Raw genomic sequence first — 14,892 nt, 5'->3', positions numbered from 1 at the left:
CGCTGAACCACCGCCGAAGCCGTTCGCATCGAAGGGAAGCCTCCGTATGCCCGCCATTCCCGCCACGCCCGCTCTGACGACCTCCTCCGACGGTTTCCTGCTGCACGGCGAGCCCTTCCGGATCATCTCCGGGGCGATGCACTACTTCCGCGTCCACCCGGACCTCTGGGCCGACCGGCTGCGCAAGGCGCGGCTGATGGGCCTCAACACCGTCGAGACGTATGTGCCGTGGAACCTGCACCAGCCCCACCGCGACGGCCCCCTGGTCCTCGACGGCTTCCTCGACCTCCCCCGCTATCTGAGCCTCGCCCAGGCCGAGGGCCTGCACGTCCTGCTGCGGCCCGGGCCGTTCATCTGCGCCGAATGGGACGACGGCGGGCTGCCCGCGTGGCTCATCGCGGACCCCGACATCCAGCTGCGCACCAGCGACCCGCGCTTCACCGAGGCGGTCGACCACTACCTCGACGTACTGCTGCCCCCGCTGCTGCCGCACATGGCCGCGGCGGGCGGCCCGGTGATCGCCGTGCAGCTGGAGAACGAGTACGGCGCCTACGGCGACGACTCCGCCTACCTGAAGCATCTGGAACAGTCCCTGCGCTCCAGGGGAGTCGAGGAGCTGCTGTTCACCTGCGACCAGGCCAACCCCGAGCACCTGTCGACCGGCACCCTGCCCGGCGTCCTCGCCACGGCCACCTTCGGCAGCCGGGTCGAGAGGAATCTGGCCGAACTCCGCGCCCACCAGCCCGAAGGCCCCCTGATGTGCGCCGAGTTCTGGATCGGCTGGTTCGACCACTGGGGCGGCCCGCATCATGTGCGGGACGCGGCCGACGCCGCCGCCGACCTGGACCGTCTGCTGTCCGCGGGCGCCTCCGTCAACATCTACATGTTCCACGGCGGCACCAATTTCGGCTTCACCAACGGAGCCAACCACAAGCACGCCTACGAGCCCACGGTCACGTCGTACGACTACGACGCGGCCCTCACCGAGTGCGGTGACCCCGGCCCCAAGTACCACGCCTTCCGCGAGGTCATCGGCCGCCACGCGCCCGTCCCCGCCGAACCGGTCCCCGCACCGGCGCCCAAACTCCCGCCCACCACAGTCGAGTTGGACCGCCGTGCCGCGCTCCTCCCGTATGCGTCCACGCCGGCCGAGCCGATCCGCACCGAGGACCCGGCGACCATGAACGACCTGGGCCTGCACGCCGGTTACGCCCTCTACCGCACGGCGTTCAAGGCAGCGGGCGACGGCCTGCTGCACTTCACGGGCGGGGTCGGCGACCGCGCCCAGGTCTTCGTGGACGGCGCGCCCGTCGGCGTTCTGGAACGCGAACGCCACGACGCGACCCTGCCCGTCCGTGTCCCCCGCCCCGGCGCCACTCTGGAGGTCCTCGTCGAGAACATGGGCGGCGTCAACTACGGCCCCCGCATCGGCGACCCCAAGGGCCTGCTCGGCCCCGTCACCTTCAACGGCGCCCCCTTGCACGGCTGGGACTGCCACCCGCTGCCGCTGGACGACCTCAGCGGGGTGCCGTTCCACCCGTCCGACGCGACCGCGGCCACCGAACCGGCCTTCCACCGCGGCACCTTCGAGGTGGACACGCCTGCCGACACCTTCCTGGCCCTGCCCGGCTGGACCAAGGGTCAGGCCTGGATCAACGGCTTCCACCTCGGCCGCTACTGGAACCGCGGCCCACAGCACACCCTGTACGTGCCCGCCCCGATCCTCCGCCCGGGCGCCAACCACCTCGTCGTACTGGAACTCCACGCCACGACCGACACCCGCGCCCGGCTCACCGACACCCCCGACCTCGGCCCGGAGATCGACTGATGCCTCGCCCGCACCACCTGCGCGTCCCCGCGCCCACCACTCCCCCGCTGACGGGCCACCTCCCCTTCACCGACGCGCCCGGCGTCCCCGACCCGATCGAGGTGACCAGCCGCTGGCTCACCCGTACTTCGACACGGTGGCCGCCGAGTACCGCGTCGATGTGCCGGAGGACCTCCCGGAGGGCAGCGTCCTGCGGCTGTACTGGAGCGGGGACGTGGGGCGGGCGTACGGGGGAGACACGCTGGTCGCCGACCAGTTCTTCTCGGGACGGGTCTGGGACATCGGTCGGCTCCCGGCGGGAGCGGCGCTGCGGGTGCGGGTCCTGCCGCTGCACGCCGATGCCGGGGTGTATGTGCCGCGCGGTGCCGGGGAGGCGGCTCGGACGGCTGCCGTGACGCGTGCCGAGTGGGTGCTCAGCCGTACCCGGACCGTCAGGGCGGGCTGAGGCGGCGCTCGTGAGGGATCCCGCCCCGGCCGGTCCTGCCTATGCTGTGATCGTGCCGGGGCGGGACCGCACCGCCGTGCCGACGTCGAGGAAACAGCCATCATGACCCGAAGCTCCGCCGACGGCCCCGCTCCGAGGGGGCGCAGCAGACGGAACTTCGCGGGCGCGCGTCCCGTGATGGACGACGTGGCCCGGCTGGCCGGGGTCTCCAAACAGACCGTCTCCCGCGTCCTCAACGACCATCCGTCGGTGCGGCCCGAGACCCGCGAGGCGGTTCTGACCGCCATGCGGACGCTGGGCTACCGGCCGAGCCGCAGTGCCAGGTCGCTGGCCAGCGGGCGGACCCGGATGCTCGGCGTGATCTCCTTCGACGCGGCCCGCTACGGGCCCGCCTCCATCCTGACCGCGATCAACACGGCGGCCCAGGAGGCCGGTTACCTGCTGAGCTCGATCGCGCTGGACACGGCCGAGCCCGACACGGTGGTCGAGGCGGTGAACCGGCTGTCGGCGGAGGGCGCGGACGGTGTGATCGCGATCGCCCCGCAGCTGTGGGTGGGCAAGGCCCTGGCGGACACCCGCCTCGACACCCCGCTGGTCGTGCTGGAGAACGGCCTCGACGCCGACACCCAGCAGGTCACCGGCGACTCCCGGACCGGGGCCCGCAAGGCCGTCGAGCATCTGCTGGGCCTCGGCCACCGCACCGTGTGGCACATCGCCGGCCCGACCGGCTGGACCTCGGCCGACCACCGGCTGGGCAGCTGGCAGGCCACTCTGGAGGCGGCCGGCGCCGAGGTCCCGGCTCCGCTGACCGGCGACTGGAGCGCCGGCTCCGGCTATGAGCTGGGCCGGCGGCTGGCTGCGCGCCCGGAGGTCACGGCCGTGTTCGTCTCCAACGACCAGATGGCCCTCGGTCTGCTGCACGCCCTGCACGAGGCGGGCCGCTCCGTCCCCGGCGACGTGAGTGTCGTGGGCTACGACGACATCCCCGAGGCCGCGCACTTCCTGCCTCCGCTGACCACCGTACGGACGGACTTCGCCGAGATCGGCACGCGTTCGCTGCGTCTGCTGCTGAGCCGGCTCGACGGCCCCGCCGAGCCGCCCCAGGTCGACACCCTGGTCCCGGTCGATCTCGTCGTCCGCCGCAGCAGCGGGCCGGCGCCCGGGCGCTGACGGCCCGTCGGCCGCGTCGGCGGTGCCTGTCAGCCGGCCCCGTCGGTCGCCGCCCGTTTCCAGGCCGCGTCCCGCAGCATGCGCAGCCCGTTCAGGCCGACGAGGACCGTGGAGCCCTCGTGCCCCGCGACGCCGAGCGGCAGCGGCAGGGTGCCGAGCAGGTCCCAGAGGACCAGGCCGGCGATGAACACCCCGGCGATGACGAGGTTCTGCACGACCAGTTTCCGGGCACGGCGCGAGAGGGCGACGGTGGTGGGGACGGCGGCGAGTTCGTCGCGGACGATCACCGCGTCGGCGGTCTCCAGGGCCAGGTCGGAGCCCGCCCCGCCCATCGCGACACCGATGTGGGCGGCGGCCAGGGCAGGCGCGTCGTTGACACCGTCCCCGACGACCATCACCTTGCGCCCGGCGCCCTCCAACTCCTTGACCGCGCTCATCTTGTCCTGCGGCAGCAGCCCGGCACGCACGTCCCCGACCCCGGCCTCGGCGGCCAGACGGGCGGCGGCCCGGGGGTTGTCGCCGGTGAGGAGGATGGGGGCGGTTCCGGTGAGCGCGGTGAGGGCGGTCACGGTGGCGGCCGCGTCGGGACGCAGCCGGTCCGCGATGCCGAGCACTGCGGCGGGGGCGCCGTCGACGACCACGAGGACGGCGGTACGGCCCTCCTTCTCCAGCTCCTCGGTCAGCGCCACGACCGTGCCGTCGGGGTCGTCGGGTTCGTCGGGTTCGTCGAGCAGGCGGGCCGGGGCGCCCACCTCGACCGTACGGCCGTCGACGACCGCCTTCACCCCGACGCCGGGCGCTGACGCGAAGTCCCGCGCGGCGGGGAGTTCCAGGCGCCGTGCGTGTGCGGCGTCCACCACCGCCCGGGCCAGCGGGTGTTCGCTGGGGTGCTCGGCGGCCGCGGAGAGCATCAGCAGCCCGTTCTCGTCCAGGCCGCATGCGGGCAGCGGCCGTACGTCGATGACGCGCGGTGTGCCCTCGGTGAGGGTGCCGGTCTTGTCCAGGGCGACGGCGTCGACCTGGCCGAGGCGTTCCATCACCACCGCCGACTTGACCAGGACACCGTGCCGGCCGGCGTTGGCGACGGCCGACAGCAGCGGCGGCATGGTCGCCAGGACCACCGCGCACGGCGAGGCCACGATCATGAACGTCATGGCGCGCAGCAGCGCCTCGGCGAAGTCCTCGCCGAGGGCGAGCGGGACACCGAACACCGCGAGGGTCGCGGCCACCATGCCCAGGGAGTACCGCTGTTCGACCTTCTCGATGAACAGCTGGGTGGGCGCCTTGGTGCCGGACGCCTCCTCGACCATGCGCACGATCCGGGCGATCACGGAGTCGGAGGCGTCGCGCTCGACGCGGACGCGCAGCGCGCCGGTGCCGTTGAGGGTGCCCGCGAAGACCTCGTCGCCCGGTTCCTTCACGGCCGGCAGCGGCTCTCCGGTGATGCTCGCCTGGTCCACCTCACTGGAGCCGTCCAGTACCCGGCCGTCGGCTCCGACGCGCTCACCGGGCCGCACGAGGATGATGTCCCCGACCGTCAACTCCTCGACGGCGACGGTCTGTTCGGTGCCGTCCGGTCCGATCCGGGTGGCCGTGGCGGGGGCCAGGTCGAGCAGTCCGCGCACCGAGTCGGCGGTACGGGCGGTGGCGAGTGCCTCCAGGGCGCCCGACGTCGCGAAGATGACGATCAGCAGGGCGCCGTCCATCACCTGCCCGATCGATGCGGCGCCGAGGGCGGCGACGACCATCAGCAGATCGACGTCGAGGGTCCGGTCCTTGAGCGCCTTCAGCCCCTCCCGGCCCGGCTCCCAGCCACCCGTGGCGTACGCCAGCGCGTACAGCGGGCCCCAGGTCCAGGCAGGCGCTCCGGCGAGCTGGAAGGGCAGCGCGAGCAGGAAGAGCGCCGTGGCCGCGCCGGCCCGGCGGACCTCCGGCAGCGCGAGGAGCCGGGTGCCCGGGCGGGGCGCGGCTGCGGGGCGCGCGGGCACGGCGGGGGCGGCCGACCGTGGAGTGAGCGTGGCAGTCATGGCCCCACAATAAAGGAACAGATGAAGACTCGTTCATATCTTCATGCCGACCTCGACGCCTCCGCCTGCCTTCCGCGGTCAGGGGGCGGCGACCTCGTCCAGCAGCTGGGGGCCGTTGTTGCGGACGCTGTTCACTGCGGGAGAGACGGGGCGGGCATCCAGGTGGCCGCCTGCCGGAGGGGTGAGCAGGGTGCGCAGGTCGTCGGTGGTCCGGTGACGCGGGTCGAGCCAGGCGTCGTAGTCGTCGGGGGTCAGCGCCAGGGGCATGCGGGGGTGAATGCGGCCGGCGGCGTCGGTGGCCTCTGTGGTGATGATGGTGCAGGTCATCAGCCAGGCGGCGGGGTCGTCGGCGTCCTTGACCTCCGGATCGCGCCAGTACTCGTAGAGGCCGGCGAGGGCCATCACCTGCCCGTCCTCCGGGTGGATGTAGTACGGCTGCTTGCGGGTCTTGCCCGACTTGGTGTCCTTGACCTCCTCCCACTCGTAGAAGCCGTCGGCGGGCAGCAGGCAGCGGCGTGTGACGAAGGCGCGGCGGAAGGCGGGCTTCTCGTGCACGGTCTCCACGCGCGCGTTGATCAGCCGCGCGCCGCCCTTCGCGTCCTTCGCCCATGAGGGCACCAGGCCCCAGCGCAGCGGGCGCAGCCGGCGTCGCGCCGGCGCGTCCTCGTCCCCGTCACGCGGTGTGCGCTCCAGGACGGCCCACACCTCGTCGGTCGGGGCGACGTTCCAGCTCGGTGCCAGGGCTTCTTCCGGGTGCCACTCGGAGACCTGGAACAGCTGGGCCAGGTCCTCGGGGCCGCGGGTGGAGGCGTAGCGGCCGCACATCTCAAACCACCTCTCCGAACTGCGGAAACGCTGGTTCACATCGGCTCGGTCAGCACCAGATGGGCACGGTTCCGGGTCAGGGTCGGATCCGTCACCTTCACAGTGTGGGCCGTCGCGTCCGGGGCGGCACGGGCACAACAGCGGGGCCGTACGTCCCCCCGCGCGGGACCGAAGCGCCCAACGGCCGACGGCGTCCGTTCTGCGACGGTGCTCTGCGGGCCGGCCCGGACCTGTGGTTGGGCCAGGGGTGAAACCGGGCCCGGGAGCCACGGCCCCTGAGCGCCCGCCGCCCTACGCCTGCCCCGTCGGCACCTGCCAGACCAGTGTCGTCCCGCCGCCCTCCGGGGACGTGAACTCCAGTGTGCCGCCCAGCTGTTGGGCGCGCTCCGCCATGTTGCGCAGGCCGCTTCGGCGCCCGTCGGCCGGGATGCCCACGCCGTTGTCGGAGACGGTCAGCCGCACCTCGCGGCCGTCGGTTTCCAGCACGACCTCCACCCGGTCGGCGCGGGCGTGCCGGGCGACATTGGTGAGTGCTTCGGAGAGTACGGCGACGACGTGGTCGGCGGTCTCCTTGGGCACCTGGGTGTCCAGCAGGCCCTCCATGCGCAGGCTGGGTGCGAAGCCCAGGACCGGCGCCGCCTCGCCGACGGCGCGCACCACTTGGGCCCGCAGGTTCTGCACCGCGGCGTTCTCCCGCGTACGGAGTCCGAAGATCGTCGACCGGATGATCTTTATGGTCTCGTCCAGGTCCTCCACCGCGCGCACGACCCGCTCCGAGGCCTGCGGATGCTCGATGAAGCGCCCCGCGCTCTGGAGGGTCATGCCGGTCGCGAAAAGCCGCTGGATCGCCAGGTCGTGCAGGTCCCGGGCGATCCGGTCGCGGTCCTCCAGCAGCGCCATCTGCTCGGTGTCGTCCCGCCGCTCGGCGAGCTCCATCCCCACCGCCGCCTGCGCGGCGAAGGCCTGCAGCGGCTCGGTCTCCTTGTCCGAGAACACCGTGTGGCCGCCCTCGCGGACCAGCAGCACCACGCCCCGCACGCCGTCGCCCTTGCCGATCGGCACCGCCACCGCCGGGCCGAGTCCGGTGAAGCGCTGCCGGCCGGCCAGGAACCGCTCGTCCCGCAGGACGTCCGTGCTCGTCACGGGTGAGCCGGCGGAGAACGCCTCGCCCATCAGGCTGCCGTCCACCGGCACCACCAGTCCGCGGTGCGCCTCGGCGTCCCGGCCCGTGGCCAGCTCCACCGTGAGCGTGTCGGTGTCCTTCACCGGTACGCCGACCAGGGACAGGACCGCTCCGGCGATCTGCCTCGCCCGTTCGGCGACCAGGCTGAGCACCTCGCCCCGCGGGCTGCCGGACAGCAGGCTGCTGGTGATCTCCGCGCTCGCCCGCACCCAGCGCTCGCGCCGCTGGGCCTCCTCGTAGAGGCGGGCGTTGTCGATCGCGACACCGGCCGCGACGGCCAGCGTCGACAGTACGGACTCGTCCTCGTCGTCGAAGTGGGCGCCGCCCCGCTTCTCGGTCAGGTACAGGTTGCCGAACACCTGGTCGCGGACCCGGATCGGGACGCCCAGGAAGGTGTTCATCGGCGGGTGGTGCGGAGGAAAACCGTACGAGGCCGAGTGCTCGGAGATCTTCACGAGCCTGAGTGGTTCGGGGTGGCGGATCAGCTCACCGAGGATGCCATGGCCCTCGGGATACGGCCCGATCCTCGCGATCTGCTCGTCGGTCACGCCGACGGTCAGGAATTCCGACAGCCGCTTGCCGTCCGGCCCGATCACGCCCAGGGCCGCGTACTGGGCCTCCACCAGGACCGCCGCTGCCTCGACGATGCTCCGCAGGACCTGCTCCAGGTCCAGCTCGCGGCCGACCGAGAGCACCGCCTCCAGCAGGCTGTGGACCCGGTTCTGGGTCCCGCGCGCCGCGTCCAGGCGGGCCTGCAGTTCCTCCAGCAGTTCGTCGAGCTTCAGCTGCGGCAGTCGTACGCGACCGCTCTCGGAGCTTCCCACCGCTGATTCCTCCAGGCATCCCGTGCCCAGCCGACGGACAGTCGTCCGCTGTCCCGTCACCGTACCGTGACGGGATTTCGGTGGAGAAGGAGATTGGCTGCATCGGCTGGGTGACGGGGCAACCACAGGTCTCGGGCGGGTGAGCGGCTCGGGTCAGACCTGCGGGAGCCGGGCGGCGACGTACTCGGTCAGGTCGAGCAGGCGGTTGGTGTAGCCCCACTCGTTGTCGTACCAGCCGAACACCTTCACCAGCTCGCCGTGTGCCTGGGTCAGGGGTGCGTCCAGGATGCAGGAGGCGGGGTCGCCGACGATGTCGCGGGAGACGATCGGGGCGTCGGAGACCCGCAGGATGCCCTTCAGCGGACCGTCGGCGGCCTCCCGGAACGCGGCGTTGATCTCGTCCGCGGTCACCGGCCGGTCGAGCACCACACTCAGGTCGGTCAGGGAGCCGTCCTCGACCGGGACGCGTACGGCGATGCCGTCCAGGGTGCCGGCCAGGTCCGGCAGGACGAGGCCGACGGCGCGGGCGGCGCCGGTGGAGGTGGGGATGATGTTGACGGCGGCGCTGCGGCCGCGACGCGGGTCCTTGTGCGGGCCGTCCAGGACGACCTGGTCGTTGGTGTAGCCGTGGATGGTGGTCATCAGGCCCTTGACGAGGCCGAAGCTGTCGTCCAGGACCTTCACCATCGGCGCCACGCAGTTGGTGGTGCAGGAGGCGTTGGAGACCACGTGGTCGCTGTCCGGGTCGTAGCTGCCCTCGTTGACGCCCATCACGACGGTGGCGTCGACGCTCTTGCCGGGCACCGACAGCAGCACCTTGCGCGCCCCGGCCTTCAGGTGCAGTCCGGCCTGCTCGCGGGTGCGGAAACGGCCGGTGGACTCGATGACGATGTCGACGCCGAGGTCGTCCCAGGCCAGGGCGGCCGGGTCGCGCTCGGCGGTGACGGCGATGCGCTGCCCGTCGACGGTGATCGAGGCGTCGTCGTGCTCGACCGCGCTGCCGAGACGGCCGTACGTCGAGTCGTACGCCAGGAGGTGGGCCAGCGTGGCCGGGGAGGTGATGTCGTTGACGGCGACCACCTCGATCGGTGTGCCGGTGCCCCTCCGCGCTCGTTCCCGTACGCAGCGCAGGTAGTTGCGTCCGATGCGGCCGAAGCCGTTGATGCCCACACGCACGGTCATGTCCGTCGCCCTCCCGGTCGGTGTCTGTGGGGTGCGCTGCCAGCCTGCGGCTGCGGCTCCGGTCTGGGCTTGGGCCGTACGGGGGTGAGCCCGGGGACGTTCGGCCCCCCGGCCCACCCGGCGGCTCTCAGTGCCCTTCCTGCCTGAGCCGGTCCTGGGCCTGGGTGGCGATGACGGCGGCCTGGATACGGCGCTCGACGCCGAGCTTGGCGAGCAGACGGGAGATGTGGTTCTTCACCGTCTTCTCGGCGAGGTAGAGGCGCTGGCCGATCTGGCGGTTGGTCAGGCCCTCGCCGATCAGTGCCAGGATCTCCCGTTCACGGTCCGTCAGGCCGGGCAGCGCCTCCGGCTCCGGCTCCTGCGTCTCGCCCGCGCGCAGCCGGGCCATCAGCTTGGTGGTGGCGCTGGGGTCGAGCAGGGACTGGCCCGCGGCCACCGTGCGAACGGCCGACACCAGGTCCGATCCCTGGATCTGCTTCAGGACGTAGCCGGAGGCGCCCGCCATGATCGAGTCGAGCAGGGCCTCCTCGTCGTCGAAGGAGGTCAGCATCAGACAGGCCAGCTCCGGCAGGCGCGAGCGCAGCTCCCGGCAGACCGTGACGCCGTCGCCGTCGGGCAGACGGACGTCGAGGACCGCGACCTGCGGGCGCAGGGCCGGGACGCGGACCAGCGCCTGCTCGGCGGTGGCCGCCTCGCCGACCACGGTGATGTCCGGTTCGTCGTTCAGCAGGTCGTGCACCCCCCGCCGTACGACCTCGTGGTCGTCCAGCAGGAAAACCCTGATCGGGTCACCGCCGGCCAGCGCACCGTCCGCCATGAGTTGCTCCTGTTCCGTCACCTGCGCCGTCTGCTGCCCGGTTGGGCCGAGTGAGCAGCACATGACTGCCGTCTGTCTCCGATCCTGCGCCCACCGGGGCCGATCGGCCAGGGCCGATCGGCCCTGATTCACCCGGGCCGCCCGCGAGGCGCAGCGGCGGGGTCTGCCGCCGCGCCTGGTGCCCGCCTGGATCCGGCGTTTTCCTTGCGGTATCCGGATCTGGTGATCTACACCGCGCAGGTCTCCGGTGCGGCGACCGGTGTGCTGCTCGGCGAGGCGGGGAGGGCCGAGGCACTGGTGCTCGGCTCCAACGGCACGGCGCGATCGCCGGATTCCTGCTCGGCTCGGTGGGCCAGGCGGTCCTCGTCCGGGCCACCCGGCCGGTGGTCATGGTGGCGGCCGCCCGCGGGGCGGGACTTCGGGCCGCCACGCCTGGCAGTTGCCGCCCGTCTTCGGCCACCACCCCGAGGCGGGGCACATCAGCGGCACCGACGGCGGACTGGAGGGCCGGGGGAGCACGGGGCCGCCCCGTCGCGGTCGTCCCGCTCGATTGAGGGCCGATCGGCCCAACGGTCGAGGACATCCGGGACCTGCCCCGGCGCGAGGGCCCGTTCGAACCTGTAACCGCAACCACACAGACGTCTCCGACGCAGCCCAGGAGCATTCCATGAAGGCAGCAGTCGTCCACTCCTTCGGCGAACCGCTGGTGATCGAGGACCGGCCGGATCCCGACCCCGGCCCCGGCCAGGTGCGCATCCGCGTCGAAGCATCGGGGCTGTGCCACACCGACATCCACGCCGCCCACGGCGACTGGCCCGTCAAGCCGAACCCTCCCTTCGTCCCCGGCCACGAGGGCGTCGGCATCGTCGAGGCGCTCGGCTCCGGCGTCACCCACCTGGCAGTCGGGCAGCGTGTCGCCGTGCCGTGGCTCGGCTGGGCCTGCGGGCGCTGCGAGCACTGCCTCTCCGGCTGGGAGACGCTGTGCGAGCAGCAGCAGAACACCGGCTACGGCGTCGACGGCGGATACGCCGAGAAGATGCTGGCCCACGCCGACTTCGCGCAGCCGGTGCCCGAGGGCATCGACCCGCGCGACGCCGCCCCGCTGACCTGCGCCGGCGTCACGACGTACAAGGCACTGAAGGTGGCCGGCGTCGGCCCGACGCAGCTCGTGGCGATCTCCGGGATCGGCGGTCTGGGGCACCTCGCCGTGCAGTACGCCAAGATCGCCGGCGCCACCGTGGCCGCTGTCGACGTCACCGACGACAAGCTCGAACTCGCCGCCGAACTGGGCGCCGACCTCGTCATCGACGCCCGCAAGGACGACCCCGCCGAGGTCCTCAAGCGGTACGGCGGTGCCCACGCGGCGATCGCGCTGGCCGTCGACGAGCAGGCCTTCGCCGCTGTGAACCGCGGACTGCGCCGCGGCGGAAAGCTGGTCATGGTCGCCCTCCCGGCGCACGGCACCATCCGCGTCCCGATCTTCGACACCGTACTGAACGGCACTTCCGTCATCGGCTCGATCGTGGGCACGCGTCAGGACCTCGCCGAGGTGTTCGCGCTGCACGCCGCCGGGCGCACCCGGGTGATCTACGAGACCCGGCCGCTGGACACCGTCAACGAGTGCATCGACGAAATCCTCCGCGGCCAGGTCAAGGCACGCATCGTCTTCGAGATGTGACCCGGCTGCGGCCAGGCGCCCGGAAGGAAGAGCACACCGCCATGACGAATCACGTGTACGACTTCACCGAGGGCGGCCGGGACATGGCCAACCTGCTCGGCGGCAAGGGGGCCAACCTGGCCGAGATGACCCGGTTGGGGCTGCCCGTCCCGCCGGGGTTCACGATCACCACCGAGGCCTGCCGGGCCTTCCTGGCCACCGGCACCGAGCCGGCGGGCCTGGCCCGCGAGATCTCCGCGCACCTGACCACCCTGGAGCGGTCCGCCGGGCGGCGACTCGGGCAGCGGGACGATCCGCTGCTGGTGTCCGTGCGCTCAGGGGCCCGTTTCTCCATGCCGGGCATGATGGAGACGATCCTCGACATCGGTCTGGGCGACGAGTCCGTGCTGGGCCTGGCCAAGGTCTCCGGGGACGAACGCTTCGCCTGGGACTCCTACCGCCGCCTTGTGCAGATGTTCGGCAGCACCGTCATGGGCGTCGACAGCGAGCGGTTCGAGAGCGTGATGGCCCGGCTGAGGGAAGCACGGGGTGCCGCCGACGACCTGGAGCTGGACGCGCACGACCTGGCCGCTCTCGTCGAGGCCTACAAGGACCTGATCCACCAGGAGACCGGCGAGTACTTCCCGCAGAGCCCTGCCGAGCAGCTGCGCCGGGCGGTCCTGGCCGTCTTCGAGTCCTGGAACGGCGAACGCGCCCGCCTCTACCGCCGTCGCGAGGGCATCTCCGACGACCTCGGTACCGCCGTCAACGTGCAGCAGATGGTCTTCGGCAACCTGGGAACCGACTCCGGCAGCGGCGTCGCCTTCACCCGCGACCCGGCCACCGGCCACCGGGGCCTGTACGGCGACTACCTGCCCAACGCGCAGGGCGAGGACGTGGTCGCCGGTATCCGCAACACCGTCGGGCTGGCCGAACTCAAGCACCTGAACCCCGAGGCGTACGTCCAACTGCGCGACCACATGGGCCTGTTGGAGACCCACTACCGCGACCTGTGCGACATCGAGTTCACCGTCGAGCGCGGCAGGCTGTGGATGCTGCAGACCCGGGTCGGCAAGCGCACCGCGGAAGCCGCGTTCACCATCGCCGCCGAGCTGGTGGACGAGGAGGTCATCACCCCGGACGAGGGGCTCGCCCGGGTGAGCGGCGACGGACTGGCGCGGCTGATGTTCCCGCGCTTCGACACCGACGCGGTCGGCCCGGCACTCGCGCACGGCCTTCCGGCCTCACCCGGCGCCGCCGTCGGGGCGGCGGTCTTCGACTCGGCCGAGGCGGTACGGCATGCCGCGGCCGGCGAGAAGGTGATCCTCGTACGGCAGGAGACCACCCCCGACGACCTTCCCGGGATGGTTGCCGCCCAGGCCGTGCTGACCAGCCGCGGCGGCAAGACCAGTCACGCGGCCGTGGTCGCCCGCGGGATGGGCAAGGTGTGTGTCTGCGGCGCGGAGGAACTCTCCGTCGACACCCAGGCACGCCGTTTCACCGCGAACGGCACGACGGTCGAGGAGGGCACGGTCATCTCCGTCGACGGCTCCGAAGGCGCCGTGTACCTCGGGGCCGCGCCCCTGGTCGACTCCTCGGTGATGCGGTACTTCGAGACCGGTGCGCGGTCCGCGGGTCTGGTCGACGCCGTGGCCCGCGCTCTCCAACGGGCCGACGGTGTACGGCGACTGGGGGTGCGGGCGAACGCGGACACCCCCGAGGACGCCGCCCGGGCCCGCCGGTTCGGTGCCGAGGGCATCGGCCTGTGCCGCACCGAGCACATGTTCCTCGGCGAGCGGCGCAAGCTGGTGGAGGCGATGATCCTGGCCCGCTCGGACGCCGAGCGCGACCGCGCGCTGGACGCCCTGCTCCCGCTGCAGCGGCAGGACTTCGTCGGCATCCTGGAGGCGATGGACGGCCTGCCGGTCACCATCCGGCTCCTGGACCCTCCGCTACACGAGTTCCTGCCCGACCGCACCGAACTCGCCGTACGCATCGCCACCCGCGAGGCGCGCGGCGAGCCACCGGACGCGCACGACGCCGAACTGCTCGACGCGGTCAACCGCATGCACGAGGAGAACCCGATGCTCGGCCTGCGCGGTGTGCGTCTGGGCCTGGTGACGCCGGGCCTGGTCGCCATGCAGGTGAGGGCCGTCGCCGAGGCGGTCGTGCGGCGCAGGCGGACCGGCGGCGATCCGCGGGCCGAGATCATGGTTCCGCTGGTCGACACGGTCGAGGAACTACGGCTCGTGCGCGAGGAGATCGAGCAGGTACTGGCCGAGGTCTCCGCGTCGTCCGGCGTCGCCGTCGACTGCCCGGTCGGCACGATGATCGAGCTGCCCAGGGCCGCCCTGACGGCGGGCTCCATCGCCCGGGAAGCGGACTTCTTCTCCTTCGGCACCAACGACCTCACCCAGACCACCTGGGGTTTCTCCCGCGATGACGTGGAGGCGGCCTTCTTCTCCGCCTACCTCGACAAGGGCATCTTCAAGGTCTCCCCGTTCGAGACGATCGACCGCGAAGGTGTGGGCCGGCTGGTCGAGATCGCCGTCGCCGAGGGACGCGCCGAACGGCCCGACCTGAAGATCGGCGTCTGCGGCGAGCACGGCGGCGACCCCGCCTCGGTCCACTTCTTCCACGCCGCCGGCCTCGACTACGTCTCCTGCTCGCCGTTCCGCGTTCCGGTCGCCCGGCTGGAGGCGGGGCGGGCCGCATTCGACCGGATGAGGGCGAGCGAAGCCAGGTGAGGACCGGCCCGCGGTAGCTGCGCACACGCGCGGCGCAGAAAGGGCCGAACGGCCCTGGCGCGACACGATCAGTCACCGTTCGATGGACGTCTGAGCACACCCGCACTCGGCCCGGGCCACTCCAGCAATGGGGTCCGGGTGACCTCCTCGCTGCCCGGGACGGCGGCATCTGATGAACTGCGACGAC

Annotated in this window: 10 protein-coding genes; 5 read left to right on the top strand and 5 right to left on the bottom strand. The window is 72.3% G+C overall.

Going from position 1 to position 14,892, the window contains the following annotated elements; genetic code table 11:
* Positions 1–46 precede the first annotated feature (46 nt).
* From POF73_RS00445 to POF73_RS00435, 3 genes are all read left to right on the top strand, one after another.
* Entirely contained in the window at positions 47–1,828 is a 1,782-nt protein-coding gene (locus POF73_RS00445) for a glycoside hydrolase family 35 protein (RefSeq protein ID WP_272112312.1), read from the top strand.
* 136 nt (positions 1,829–1,964) lie between these two features.
* Positions 1,965–2,273 carry a hypothetical protein gene (locus POF73_RS00440; RefSeq protein ID WP_443049377.1) on the top strand — a complete coding sequence of 103 codons (309 nt, stop codon included), beginning with the start codon at positions 1,965–1,967 and terminating at the stop codon, positions 2,271–2,273.
* A 102-nt stretch (positions 2,274–2,375) separates the two neighbouring features.
* Positions 2,376–3,443 carry a LacI family DNA-binding transcriptional regulator gene (locus tag POF73_RS00435; RefSeq protein WP_272112311.1) on the top strand — a complete coding sequence of 356 codons (1,068 nt, stop codon included), beginning with the start codon at positions 2,376–2,378 and terminating at the stop codon, positions 3,441–3,443.
* Positions 3,444–3,472: 29 nt separating this feature from the next.
* On the opposite strand, the gene POF73_RS00430 is transcribed toward POF73_RS00435, so the two are convergent.
* From POF73_RS00430 to POF73_RS00410, 5 genes are all read right to left on the bottom strand, one after another.
* Positions 3,473–5,470 (bottom strand): heavy metal translocating P-type ATPase, encoded by a 1,998-nt coding sequence (locus POF73_RS00430; RefSeq protein WP_272112310.1) that lies wholly within the window; start codon positions 5,468–5,470, stop codon positions 3,473–3,475.
* 78 nt (positions 5,471–5,548) lie between these two features.
* Positions 5,549–6,295: an SOS response-associated peptidase gene (locus POF73_RS00425; RefSeq protein ID WP_272112309.1), complete on the bottom strand. Its 747-nt coding sequence runs from the start codon at positions 6,293–6,295 to the stop codon at positions 5,549–5,551.
* A gap of 291 nt (positions 6,296–6,586) precedes the next feature.
* Positions 6,587–8,302 carry a sensor histidine kinase gene (locus POF73_RS00420; protein ID WP_272112308.1) on the bottom strand — a complete coding sequence of 572 codons (1,716 nt, stop codon included), beginning with the start codon at positions 8,300–8,302 and terminating at the stop codon, positions 6,587–6,589.
* A gap of 153 nt (positions 8,303–8,455) precedes the next feature.
* On the bottom strand, positions 8,456–9,484 hold the full coding sequence (gene gap, locus POF73_RS00415) for a type I glyceraldehyde-3-phosphate dehydrogenase (RefSeq protein WP_272112307.1): 1,029 nt from the start codon (positions 9,482–9,484) through the stop codon (positions 8,456–8,458).
* A gap of 127 nt (positions 9,485–9,611) precedes the next feature.
* On the bottom strand, positions 9,612–10,301 hold the full coding sequence (locus POF73_RS00410; RefSeq protein ID WP_272112306.1) for a response regulator: 690 nt from the start codon (positions 10,299–10,301) through the stop codon (positions 9,612–9,614).
* A gap of 667 nt (positions 10,302–10,968) precedes the next feature.
* Between POF73_RS00410 and POF73_RS00400 the strand changes: the two genes are divergently transcribed.
* Together POF73_RS00400 and ppdK are read left to right on the top strand one after the other, a co-directional pair.
* Positions 10,969–11,979 (top strand): zinc-dependent alcohol dehydrogenase, encoded by a 1,011-nt coding sequence (locus POF73_RS00400; protein ID WP_272112566.1) that lies wholly within the window; start codon positions 10,969–10,971, stop codon positions 11,977–11,979.
* Positions 11,980–12,020: 41 nt separating this feature from the next.
* Complete coding sequence (gene ppdK, locus POF73_RS00395) at positions 12,021–14,705, top strand: pyruvate, phosphate dikinase (RefSeq protein ID WP_272112305.1); 2,685 nt, start codon at positions 12,021–12,023, stop codon at positions 14,703–14,705.
* The last annotated feature ends 187 nt before the right edge of the window (positions 14,706–14,892 follow it).

This window comes from Streptomyces sp. HD (assembly GCF_028369295.1).
GTDB lineage: Bacteria > Actinomycetota > Actinomycetes > Streptomycetales > Streptomycetaceae > Streptomyces.
This window is presented reverse-complemented; position numbering and strand designations above follow the sequence as displayed.

Bases quoted from the DNA above. Each gene is read 5' to 3' on its own strand.
- POF73_RS00445 (WP_272112312.1), top strand. From the start codon at position 47: ATGCCCGCCATTCCCGCCACGCCCGCTCTGACGACCTCCTCCGACGGT.
- POF73_RS00435 (WP_272112311.1), top strand. From the start codon at position 2,376: ATGACCCGAAGCTCCGCCGACGGCCCCGCTCCGAGGGGGCGCAGCAGA.
- POF73_RS00430 (WP_272112310.1), bottom strand. From the start codon at position 5,470: ATGACTGCCACGCTCACTCCACGGTCGGCCGCCCCCGCCGTGCCCGCG.
- POF73_RS00425 (WP_272112309.1), bottom strand. From the start codon at position 6,295: ATGTGCGGCCGCTACGCCTCCACCCGCGGCCCCGAGGACCTGGCCCAG.
- gap (WP_272112307.1), bottom strand. From the start codon at position 9,484: ATGACCGTGCGTGTGGGCATCAACGGCTTCGGCCGCATCGGACGCAAC.
- POF73_RS00410 (WP_272112306.1), bottom strand. From the start codon at position 10,301: ATGGCGGACGGTGCGCTGGCCGGCGGTGACCCGATCAGGGTTTTCCTG.
- POF73_RS00400 (WP_272112566.1), top strand. From the start codon at position 10,969: ATGAAGGCAGCAGTCGTCCACTCCTTCGGCGAACCGCTGGTGATCGAG.
- ppdK (WP_272112305.1), top strand. From the start codon at position 12,021: ATGACGAATCACGTGTACGACTTCACCGAGGGCGGCCGGGACATGGCC.